Annotated in this window: 7 protein-coding genes and 3 tRNA genes; 4 read left to right on the top strand and 6 right to left on the bottom strand. The window is 44.8% G+C overall.

From position 1 onward, the window contains the following. From VB118_09000 to VB118_08975, 6 genes are all read right to left on the bottom strand, one after another. On the bottom strand, window positions 1-283 hold a 283-nt coding region (locus VB118_09000; GenBank protein ID MEA4832736.1), incomplete at its 3' end, for a hypothetical protein. A 74-nt stretch (window positions 284-357) separates the two neighbouring features. After that, the gene (locus tag VB118_08995) at window positions 358-1,530 is read right to left on the bottom strand and encodes a hypothetical protein (protein MEA4832735.1); all 1,173 of its coding nucleotides are present in this window, start codon (window positions 1,528-1,530) and stop codon (window positions 358-360) included. 344 nt (window positions 1,531-1,874) lie between these two features. Further along, window positions 1,875-2,876 carry a GGGtGRT protein gene (locus VB118_08990; protein ID MEA4832734.1) on the bottom strand — a complete coding sequence of 334 codons (1,002 nt, stop codon included), beginning with the start codon at window positions 2,874-2,876 and terminating at the stop codon, window positions 1,875-1,877. A 13-nt stretch (window positions 2,877-2,889) separates the two neighbouring features. Next, window positions 2,890-3,585, bottom strand: coding sequence for a hypothetical protein (locus VB118_08985; GenBank protein MEA4832733.1), 696 nt, complete (start codon window positions 3,583-3,585; stop codon window positions 2,890-2,892). 35 nt (window positions 3,586-3,620) lie between these two features. Continuing rightward, the gene (locus VB118_08980; GenBank protein MEA4832732.1) at window positions 3,621-4,190 is read right to left on the bottom strand and encodes a phosphate propanoyltransferase; all 570 of its coding nucleotides are present in this window, start codon (window positions 4,188-4,190) and stop codon (window positions 3,621-3,623) included. Between the two features lie 123 nt (window positions 4,191-4,313). Then, window positions 4,314-7,304, bottom strand: coding sequence for a heparinase II/III family protein (locus VB118_08975; protein ID MEA4832731.1), 2,991 nt, complete (start codon window positions 7,302-7,304; stop codon window positions 4,314-4,316). Window positions 7,305-7,553: 249 nt separating this feature from the next. Between VB118_08975 and VB118_08970 the strand changes: the two genes are divergently transcribed. The 4 genes from VB118_08970 (at window position 7,554) to VB118_08955 (ending at window position 11,869) form a co-directional block, all read left to right on the top strand. Next, window positions 7,554-7,627: transfer RNA gene (locus VB118_08970), tRNA-Gly, on the top strand. A gap of 33 nt (window positions 7,628-7,660) precedes the next feature. Further along, window positions 7,661-7,737: transfer RNA gene (locus VB118_08965), tRNA-Arg, on the top strand. Window positions 7,738-7,744: 7 nt separating this feature from the next. Beyond that, window positions 7,745-7,822 (top strand) — tRNA-His (locus VB118_08960). 309 nt (window positions 7,823-8,131) lie between these two features. Further along, on the top strand, window positions 8,132-11,869 hold the full coding sequence (locus VB118_08955) for a phosphoribosylformylglycinamidine synthase (GenBank protein MEA4832730.1): 3,738 nt from the start codon (window positions 8,132-8,134) through the stop codon (window positions 11,867-11,869). The last annotated feature ends 11 nt before the right edge of the window (window positions 11,870-11,880 follow it).

The raw sequence follows: 11,880 nt of genomic DNA, 5'->3' as shown, positions 1-11,880 counted from the left end.
TTAAATAATATGTTTCATTTATAATGTCACCATAGCTTCTTTCTCCGCAAATTTTAATTTTATCGTGACATAGAGCAAATTGCTCTATGTCACCATTAGAAATATAAACATAATAAAAAATGTTTTCGTCCAATTCTTTTAAATTTGTGTGTTTTTTAATTATGTCTTTGTAATACTCCGCTTCTTCTTCACCAACTGTTGGGCCATATTCGCTTGAATATATCCAGCAAGATTGTAAAAATATTATATTTAGTAATAGTATTATTAAACTTAAATATCTCATGGTTATTTATTTGGTTTCATTATATGATATTGCCGATGAACCACTGCCTCCATTAATTATAATATAAATTGAATTTAAATTCTTTTTTTGTTATTACTAATTCTCCCTGACAAATGCAGTATACCGGTATACATCGAGCTCATTTTCCCCGCGATATCGTATACATATTTTGTATATTCGTATTCCGTGCCGTTTTTCTGCTTGATCAGAGTCAGTCTTCCGCCGGCGTCATAGGTATGTTCGTTATCTGCGCCGTCCGACTGCGTCTGACGGATAATATTTCCATTGTTATCATAATAATACTTTTTGACCGACGTGTCAACCGATGTTATCGGAATTTCTTCTTTTAACAATCTTCCCGCGTCGTCATATGTAAAGCTTGACGTTGTGCCTTTTTTGTCGGTTGCAGATATCTTTCTGCCGGCAGCATCGTAAGCATAGGAAACATATTTACTATTAGTGTCGGTTTCCCTCGTTACATTACCCGCATAATCGTAAATATAGCTTGCGATAATTCTGTCAACGGAGCCGCCGCCCTCAGTTGGCATCTTTACTTTTACTGTAATAGGATTGCCTATATGATTATAGGTATAATATTTGCTTGTAAGAGTATCGCTTGATGATTCGACGACGCCTTCCTGAACCTTTTCGCCGTGCTTATTCGTGTATTCTCTTGACACCACAGAAGGCGCGCCTGTTTCTCCCAGCACTGTCTTTGTGATGCTTGATAAACCGTCGCTTGTCACATCGACATATGCTATGCTTTCGTTATACACGGTTGTGTTGGAAGAATTCTTTACGTTTGTTCCGGTAGGCCTTCCGTAAATATCATAGGTATAAGTCTTTGTATTGCCCGTGCTTATTCCCTGATAGTTCATTTCGCCCGAAGGCTTCATGTGGGAGTTATATGTTATCGTCTTTGTAACAATGTTTCCGACAGTGTCTTTTTCATAGGTTTCGTTGCCGAAAGCATCGTATCCGTATTCTGCGCTTGTGTAGACAGAATCAATTACTATGTTTCCGTTTGTATCATAGCTTATCTTCTGCAATGCTGTATTGAGCTTGTTGTTTATGTCGTCATACTGGTATGCCGTCTGGATATTGAGGGCGTTTGTCGCGCTTGTCACACGGCCGAGCGAGTCATAGGTTATCTTGGATTCGTTGCCGTTTCCGTCGGTCGTTTTTGTCGCTCTGCCCATTATGTCATAGACATAGCTTTCCTCAATGATGCCCGTCCCGCCGGCCAAAGAGCCGTCCGCGTCAAGGATACCGGTCTGTCTTTTCTTTGTGAGATATGCGCCGTTGAAAATATATTAAATTATTTACAATTATATCGGAGCAATAAATTTTCTGAAAATGGACAAAAAAGTGGCATAGCCGCAATTCACGACTATGCCGTATTTTACAGGAACTACAAATTTCTATGCGATGACAGCTTTCAACTATTACTATTTTTTACATTTTTTTGTCACCGCGGTATAATTTAGGGTGACAAAGCGGTAACAAATCCAACTTTTTTTGTTATATTGCTAACTATGATATTAATGACTTTTCTTTCGCCAACTCAATTTATATTGCAGCACAATCATCTTTAAGCCTTTAAAGCCTCTTCAACCGCCACTGCACAAGCGACAGTTGCACCGACCATCGGGTTGTTGCCCATGCCGATCAAGCCCATCATTTCGACATGCGCCGGAACGCTGGAGCTGCCGGCAAACTGAGCGTCTCCGTGCATTCTGCCCATAGAGTCGGTAAGACCGTAGGAAGCCGGACCCGCCGCAACATTGTCGGGGTGAAGAGTTCTGCCCGTGCCTCCTCCGGAAGCGACGGAGAAATATTTCTTGCCGTTCTCAAACGCCCATTTTTTATATGTGCCCGCAACGAGGTGCTGGAAACGGACGGGATTTGTCGAGTTGCCGGTTATTGAAACGTCGACATTTTCGTATTTCATTATTGCGACGCCTTCTAGAACGTCGTTTGCTCCGTAGCACAGCACTTTTGCCTTGTCTCCCGTCGAATACGGAATGCTGCGGACGATTTTAAGTTCGTTTGTATAGAAATCGTAATCAGTCTGAACATATGTGAAGCCGTTGATCCTGGAGATAATATAGGCGGCGTCTTTTCCTAGACCGTTGAGAATGACTTTAAGCGGTTCTTTTCTGACCTTGTTTGCGGTTCTCGCTATACCTATCGCGCCTTCGGCGGCGGCAAAGGATTCATGTCCGGCAAGGAAGCAGAAGCACTTTGTATCCTCGCGGAGGAGCATCGCAGCAAGATTTCCGTGTCCGAGACCAACCTTTCTCGATTCCGCGACGGAGCCGGGAATGCAGAATGCCTGAAGTCCGATGCCGATGACTTCGGCCGCGTCAGCCGCGTTCTTGCAGTTTTTATTTATTGCTATCGCGACACCGAGCGTATATGCCCATGATGCGTTTTCAAACGCTATCGGCTGAACGCCCTTGACTATGGAATCAACATTGATTCCTTTTGCCTTGCATATATCGTTTGCTTCCTCAAGGCTCTTTATCCCGTATTCGGCAAGAGTCTTTTTTATTGAATCTATTCTTCTTTCGTAGCCTTCGAATTTAACCATTACGTAATCCCCCTTATTCTTCGCGCGGGTCGATGTATTTGACTGCTTCGGAATATCTGCCGTAGGATTTAATATTCGACTCATATGCTTCCTTCGGATCCTTGCCGTGACGGATCATATCCATCATTTTTCCGAGGTTGACGAATTTATATCCGATGACCTCGCTGTTTTCATCAAGTCCGAGGGAAAGGATATATCCTTCGGCAATTTCCAGATAACGGACGCCCTTTGCATGAGTGGCAAATATCGTTCCTACCTGGCTGCGAAGACCCTTGCCCAGATCTTCAAGAGAAGCGCCTATCGGAAGACCGTTTTCGGAAAACGCAGTCTGGGTGCGTCCGTAAACGAGCTGTTTGAAAATTTCGCGCATAGCGACATTTATCGCGTCGCATACGAGGTCGGTATTCAGAGCTTCGAGAATTGTCTTGCCCTGGAGTATCTCGGCAGCCATAGCCGCGGAGTGTGTCATACCTGAGCATCCTGTGGTTTCAACAAGGGATTCCTCGATTATTCCGTTTTTAACATTTAACGTCAACTTGCACATACCCTGCTGGGGCGCGCACCAGCCGATTCCGTGAGAAAGTCCGGATATATCTGTAATCTGTGTTGCCTTTACCCATTTGCCTTCTTCGGGGATGGGCGCCGGTCCGTGTTTAGGACCTTTCGCAACGATGCACATATTTTCGACTTCATGTGAAAAATTGCTCATAATTTTTGCTTCCTTCCGTAATGTTTAATATGCTTTTATAAAATTATGCCCATAGTTCCCGGGACGGCGCTTGCGGCGTTTGATTCGTCGGTGTCTATGTGCATCGCCGCGTCAAATTTTTCGTTGACGCGTACAACAACCTCTCCGAAAACCAATGAACGCGGACCTTCAATTCTGACCGATACGATCTGTTTGTCGCTAACGCCGAATTCTTTCGCCTGGGCAGGCGTGAAATGTATATGGCGCTTCGCGGCAATCAAACCTTCGGATATAGTTATTTCGCCGCAAGGTCCGACAATTTTACAGCCCGGCGTTCCGGCGATATCCCCGGATTCTTTTATCGGAGCGGATATGCCGAGGGTACGGGCATCGGAAAGCGAAACCTCAACCTGAGCCGATTTTCTTGCCGGTCCGAGAATACTGATATTTTTAATTGTGCCTTTCGGGCCTACGACATCTACTTTTTCTTCACAGGCAAATTGCCCGGGCTGAGAAAGGTCTTTTTTTTTCGTAAGCTGATGTCCGGTGCCGAAAAGTATGCCGATTTGTTCTTCGGTCATATGGACATGTCTCGCACTTGTTTCGACAATGATTTTCTTTTCCATTGTTTTTTCATCTCCAAATATATAAAAAAGATTATATGCCAACTTAGGTATTATAACGCAGAAAATGCGATTTGTAAACCGCGCCTGTTCATATTATTGTTAACAATAATAAAATTTTTATATCTATACCCTGATCGTCATCGGTATATGAACATCGGCGCCTTCGGAGATATTATATATATATCCAAGATCTCCTTCGTTCGCGTTTCGATAGGATCGTATCAGAGTCACATCGCCGATGTCAAGCCTTACTGTATTGTTACTAATTGGTTCAGCTGAAAGGATATTATACGCGCCGTTTAATGCGCCGTCGTTTTCAACATATACAACCTTACCCGCAAGCCCGGAAATATCTGTGTGAAGCTCGCCGGTAAAGACGACATCTATATGATTCTTATCGCAAAGCTCCTTTGTAAAACCACAAACTCTTCCCTCGAATCTAGCCGTTCCCTTAATCCCGCACACCTCATCGGCATCAACTGCGTTCACCGAAACCACGCTGCCATCCGCAGCGTATCTGACGCAGGCAAAAAAGCCTTTGAAATCAAACAGTCCGTCTATGTTTATCAGGCAACTTCTGTCATATGAAATTATAAACACATCCGAACGCCCGTCTGAAAGTGAAACCTTGACCGCTTTTGCGCTGTTGTCAAGCACAGGTTCACCATTACGGAAAGCCCGGAGCAATCTGACATTCAGAATATTCGACTTTACGGAATAAGGTTCGACAACCGAGCAGAAAAGGCTGTCGAGTGAACCTGATTCGTTTTCTCTTTCCGATAATATATAGTCAAGCTTTTTCGGATTGCCCACCTTGTTGCGCGGAGGGATCCCGGCGGCAAGCGTTAAATTCCCTAATTCTCCGACAAGAGTATATTTCAAATGTATATCTTTTTTCGATGCCGTTTTCCATGTGTCCGTGATGGTAAAATCAAACGAGGCCACATCTCCGGGGACATGCTGCGCAGTATCATGCTGTACTTCGCCAAGCCATTGTAAGCCGCTTTCATCGTTGACCGAGCCCAGCTCCGTATCCTTTCCGAGCATAGTACCGACGAAATAACCGTTATCGTCAGTCTGCGGAACGAGAGATACGCCGGATGTTGTCAGAGATTCGCTTTCGGCGGGATGGAAACTCAGCATGTGCTTTTTCCCGCCTTTAACACGGAAAAAGTCCACGAGATACGCGTCCGAGCCTGTTTTGACAAGCGACGAGGTTCTATTGTAAATTTCGGTTATGGGATACGGCGCGGGAGCGGAAGCACTCGTAAGCTTTACGGTATCGAAAGCGGCGAATTCCTCGGGCTTCCCTACCCTGTTTCTGAATTGGCGGCGGTTATCAACAATGACTGTATTATGCGATATCGTATTGTCGACCCAATATAGCCTGTGCATATCGGCATTATCACAGAATTCCGGATAGCCCAGATCAGGCATTATATTTATATTGTAAGCGTACAGATAGTAATTGAGCGTGTCCGGATGCCCATGCCCGACATTACTTCCGTAATAAAGCGCAAATGAATTTTCCGGATTATCGCAATCATTGTTTATAAATTTCAATGAAGTAAATCCGTAACCGGTCAAATTTACATCGTCCTCTTCGAGCGGTCCGTCTTTTTTAATTATGCTTTCGATTTCCGCTCTAAGCTCCTGTGCATCCTCGTCGAATATGCCGAGATTGAGTCCCTTTACCGAGTTGCCGTTGTATGTATATACGGCGCGAGCAAGATACGGATCCCGATATACCATATACCCGCGTAAAAGAGCGTTTTTATTCACTATGACGCCCGGACTACCCGTCGCTCCGGTATCGCCTATCTGAGGCGTGAAATTAACGGACATAATAAGCCTTGTAAAAGAATAAAACATTTTTTTAAATTTCGGGTTCTTGTAAAGGTTATATTCAAATTTATCAGACGGGCTGTGTGAAATATTTTTGAGTATTTCAGCCGCTCCGAGATAGCAGCTTAGCCATATGCTGTTATAGCCCGGCGAAGCTTCGCCTCCGAAGCCATCTCTGTCTATATCGTTTACAAAGGTGACGGAGGTATTCGCGCCGGTCATGAGACCATCCTTAATACCATACGGTTCGAACACGAAATCAAGCCATTTTTTCGTAAGCTTTTCGTCGTCAAGCACGACAGCGGCTGCGCAAAGCGCCTCCTGGTGCATTCCATTATTGCCGTCAATTTCGCGTCTGCGTACGGCGTCGAATATCTCATGCAGTATTCCTTTTTCGAGGTTTGCGAGAATGTCTCCGCAGGAGCTCTTTTTGCCGTGAGATTTTTCAAAAATAACGCTCTTTGCTTCTTCTCCCAGCGAATACAGTCCGCCGAAAAGACGATCGATCGAATTGGCAAATTTTAAAGCTGTTCCTGTTTCCCATATACAACCGAGTATTTTACTGCGGCCGCTTGACCCGTCACTCTGCTTGAATCCTATATCGTGGCCGTGACCCTTTCCACTCATGTCAGGATATATATCCGCTATCCTGTCAAGCATTACAATTCCGGCATCGGCATATTTCTGCTCGCCGGTGTATGCGTAAGCCAGAGAGAGAAGGTTCACACCGTCTATTAAATGGCTGCTCCATAGCATCCAGTGCGTGTAGTACGCGATAAAGGTGTATTTATTTCCATCCGGAGTAATATAACCATATCCGTCATCGACTCCGTAATCGGCGTCCTTTTCCGGATACATCGTATTAATAAGAAGGCTGCGGTCACCGCGAGCCGGATCAAACAAACCGTTTTCATCAAGTGCGGATCGGTAATAAGCTCCGAAGTCATTTGAGGGAAACGTCATACCGCATGACGGGCAGGTCACCTTCCACGGAGCGTCGAACGCGCTGCCGCGATATGGATAATTTCCGAAGGCGTCTATCATATGGCCGCAGTTGAGACATCCGAGCTTTTGATTGACGCCATATGAACGAAACACGGCTTGATTTGGAATAAGCTCCCATAGCTCCGTCAATGTATATTTATTCAGATATTTGTCTGCCGCGGAAATAACGCTCGCGGCATGTTTTTTTGCCCACTCATAATTTTCTATGTTATGTCTTGCGTTATTTATGCTCTGCTCGGTGCAGAGAGTCGCACGCTTTTTCATGGCATCCTCCGTTGTTTTTTCTGTAAAGACTTGTGACTGACATAATACAAATCATAAACTAATGCCGATATTGTGTCAACTGGAACAGCGAATTTCATCCAAAAATATTGTACAAAATTTGCAAATAAGAAAGCCAAATATTAGTCACAAAAGAGAATTCGGGATTATATAACTTTTTTTTATATAATGCTTGACAAGTTAAATACGTTATGTTATTATATACAAGCGGCAAAAAACAGGCGCCGTTATGCGGGTGTAGTTCAATGGTAGAACATCAGCCTTCCAAGCTGATTGCGTGGGTTCGATTCCCATCACCCGCTCCAAAAACCGCCGTCGCTGCGGTTTTATTTTTTCATGTGCTTGTAGCTCAGTTGGATAGAGCAACTGCCTTCTAAGCAGTAGGCCGGGGGTTCGAATCCCTTCAAGCACGCCATTATTCGGTGGGTGTAGCTCAGCTTGGTTAGAGCGTCAGGTTGTGGCCCTGAAGGCCGTCGGTTCGAATCCGATCATCCACCCCATTTTATCCTATTTCATTTGATTTTAAAACGATTCAGACAGGTATCAGCCTGTCTTTTTTCGATATTATTTTTTATTTATATAAATGCATATTGCTATCTCTGTTTATAAAAGCAATAAATATATTAATTGGGCATTTTAATAGTAACCGCTTAATGAGAGAAAAACTCCGGTATATGGGCGTTTTACACTTAAAAAAGTTTTATTTAAATGCCTACGCGACATAATACAAGCCGTTTCCGGTTGTATTGACAAACACAGCCCTGAGATATATAATAAATATATAATAATAAGGAACAGGTTGAATTAATATGGTATACAGACTGTATGTCGAAAAAAGAGGCATTCATGCAGTTGAAGCGTCAAAGCTCTTTGACGACCTCAGAATAAATCTCGGAATTTCGGAGCTGAAGTCTCTCCGACTCGTAAACAGATATGATGTTGAAGGAATTGACGAAATCACATACTCAAAAGCCGTAAATACCGTTTTTTCCGAGCCTCAGACAGATAATGTATATGACAGCATTCCACTTACGGGAGCAGAAGGAGAGCGCGTATTCGCCACGGAATTTCTTCCCGGTCAATACGATCAACGAGCGGATTCATGCGCCCAATGCATACAAATTATTTCACAGGCAGCGCGTCCGAAGGTTCGCACCGCACGCATTTATATAATTACAGGCTCAGTTTCCGACGAGGATGCCGAACGAATTGAAAAATATATAATCAACCCTGTTGAATCCCGTTTTGCTTCTCTCGGTGAATTTACAACTCTTGAGGAAGCCTTTGAAATTCCATCGAAGGTCGAAACTATCGTCGGCTTTATCGATATGACCGACAATGAACTTTCCGACATGATCTTTAATTATTCGCTGGCGATGGATCTCGACGATATTAAATTCTGCCGTCAGTATTTTAAACAAAAAGAATCACGCGATCCCACAATGACCGAAATTCGCCTTATTGACTCTTATTGGTCTGATCACTGCCGCCATACAACCTTCCTCACCGGCATCGACGAAATGTTCATAAACGAAGATTATATATACGAAACATTCCTGGATTATCTTAAAAAACGTGATATTATTCACGGCGCACGAAAAAAGCCGGTAACTTTGATGGACATGGCGACAATTTCCACAAAGTATCTGAAACGTACCGGAAAGCTCGTCGGCCTTGATGAATCGGAAGAAATTAACGCCTGCTCGGTAAAAGTCAAGCTTGAAACTGACAAGGATACCGAAGACTGGCTTTTAATGTTTAAAAACGAAACACATAACCATCCGACAGAAATAGAGCCGTTCGGCGGTGCCGCAACTTGTCTCGGTGGTGCGATACGCGACCCGCTCTCAGGCAGATCATATGTATATCAGGCCATGAGAGTCACCGGTGCCGGCGATGTCACCGCGCCAGTCAGCGCGACTATGCCCGGCAAGCTGCCGCAGTCAAAAATTACAAAAACAGCAGCAGCCGGATACAGTGCATACGGCAACCAGATCGGGCTCGCAACGGGCGGCGTATATGAATATTATCATCCGGGATATACAGCAAAGCGGATGGAAATAGGCGCCGTCATAGGTGCCACTCCCGCCGCCAATGTACGCAGAGAGGTTCCTTTGCCCGGCGATGTGGTCATACTCTTAGGCGGACGCACGGGGCGTGACGGCTGCGGCGGCGCCACGGGATCCTCCAAAGCGCACACGGAGTCATCTCTTTCAACCTGCGGCGCTGAAGTTCAAAAGGGCAATCCTCCGGAAGAACGCAAGCTGCAGAGGCTGTTCCGCAATCCCGAAGTCACAAGACTCATCAAACGCTGCAACGATTTTGGAGCCGGCGGAGTTTCCGTCGCCATCGGCGAGCTCGCCGACGGTATATTTATCGATTTATCAAAGGTTACAAAAAAATATGAAGGTCTTGACGGAACCGAGCTTGCAATTTCCGAAAGTCAGGAACGCATGGCGGTCGTAGTCGCGGCGCTTGACGTAACGAAGTTCATTTCACTTGCCGAAGCAGAAAATCTTGAAGCGACACCCGTGGCGGGCATCACTCTTGAAAAGCGTTTGAAAATGATTTGGAACGGGCATCTTATCGTCGATCTTGACAGATCATTTTTAAATTCGAACGGCGCCGAAAAACATACAAACGTCGCCATCCCCACTCCGGATATATCTTCTTTAAACAAAGGATATTCCGATAAAATAAATGCCGGAGCCTTGCGAGAAAGCATACTCGCTTATATTTCCGACCTCAACATATGTTCACAGAAGGGGCTCGTCGAAAGATTCGATTCAACAATCGGAGCTTCTACGGTTGTTATGCCCTTTGGCGGAAAATATCAACTTACCCCAACGCAGTTTATGGCGGCAAAGTTCCCTTCTCTTAATGCCGAAGCGAAAACAGCTTCAATCATGGCTCACGGCTTCAATCCGATGATATCGGAAAAGAGTCCTTATCACGGCGCAATGTATGCCATTGTGGAATCAGTCACAAAGCTCGTATGCGCCGGAGTATCATATAAAAATATATATCTGACACTTCAGGAATATTTCGCGAAAACGCTCGGAGATCCTTTACGCTGGGGAATGCCGGCCTCCGCACTTCTCGGCGCCTATAAAGCGCAGATTGAGCTTGAAATCGCTTCAATCGGCGGGAAAGACAGCATGAGCGGCACATTTGAAAATATTGATGTTCCGCCAACTCTAGTAAGCTTTGCCGTTTCTTATCTCAATGCGGACAGTATTATAACTCCGGAACTCAAGGAAACTAATTCGAGGCTGTATCTGATAAAACCGAAGTATAAAGAAAACGCAGAGCCGGACTTTACAGATTTAAAACATCATTTTGATTATGTTCATTCATTGATCAAATCCGGTCAAGTTCTCTCCGCGTGGTCTGTGGGTGCCGGCGGCGCCTTTGAGGGAATCTGCAAAATGTCCTTTGGAAACAAGATAGGCGTTGATCTATATTTCACTGATATATCTGAGCTTTTCCGCACTGTTTACGGCGCGGTTATAGTTGAAACACGTGGCGAAATAAAGAACGGACAACTTCTGGGATTCACAAAGCCTACTCCGGAAATCAATCTCAACAGCGAATCCATTGCCATAAACACACTTGTCGACGCATGGGAATCACGGCTTGAAGGTGTCTTCCCTATTAATTCAAAAGAACAGACGATACGTAAAACAGAGGATGTTCCTATAATCAGCTACCTTGAACGCAACTGTGCCCGTCCGCTGGTCAGAACACCTCGTCCGCGTGTAATAATACCTGTTTTCCCGGGTACAAACTGCGAATATGACACAGCTCGCGCATTCCGCTCCGCCGGAGCTGATCCTGATATTTTCGTATTTAAAAATATAACTCCAAGACTTCTTGACGAATCCATTGACGAGCTTGCAAAGCTAATCGATGAAGCGCAGATTCTGATGATCCCCGGCGGATTTTCCGGCGGCGACGAGCCTGACGGAAGCGGTAAATTCATAACCGCCGTAATGCGCAACTCAAAAATCGCCGATTCTCTTATGAAGCTGCTTGATAAGCGCGACGGTCTCGTGCTTGGGATATGCAACGGATTCCAGGCTTTGATAAAGCTCGGATTGCTGCCGTACGGTGAAATAAGACAACTTTCGTCCGACGACGCAACCCTGACCTTCAACAGTATAGGACGACATCAGTCAATACTCGTGAGGACAAGAGTCGCTTCGGTTAAATCGCCATGGCTTTCCAAAGTAAATATAGGCGATATTCATACGGTCGCCATATCTCACGGCGAAGGACGCTTTACCGCGGCGAAAGAATTAATAACAAAGCTTGAGCAAAACGGACAAATTGCCACTCAATATGTTGATGCTTCCAGCAATCCCACCATGAATATACGGTATAATCCCAATTGCAGCGACGCGGCAATTGAGGGCATATTCAGTCCGGACGGCAGAGTATTCGGAAAAATGGGACACAGTGAAAGAGCGGGAATTAATGTTTACAAAAATGTTCCCGGCGAAAAGGACCAAAAAATATTTGCTTCCGGTGTTTCATATTTTAAATAAACCGGAGATAT

Source organism: Oscillospiraceae bacterium (assembly GCA_034925865.1).
Taxonomy (GTDB): Bacteria; Bacillota; Clostridia; order Oscillospirales; family SIG627; genus SIG704.
The sequence above is the reverse complement of the archived record's forward strand: the minus strand, read 5'-3'. Positions and strand labels throughout refer to the sequence as shown.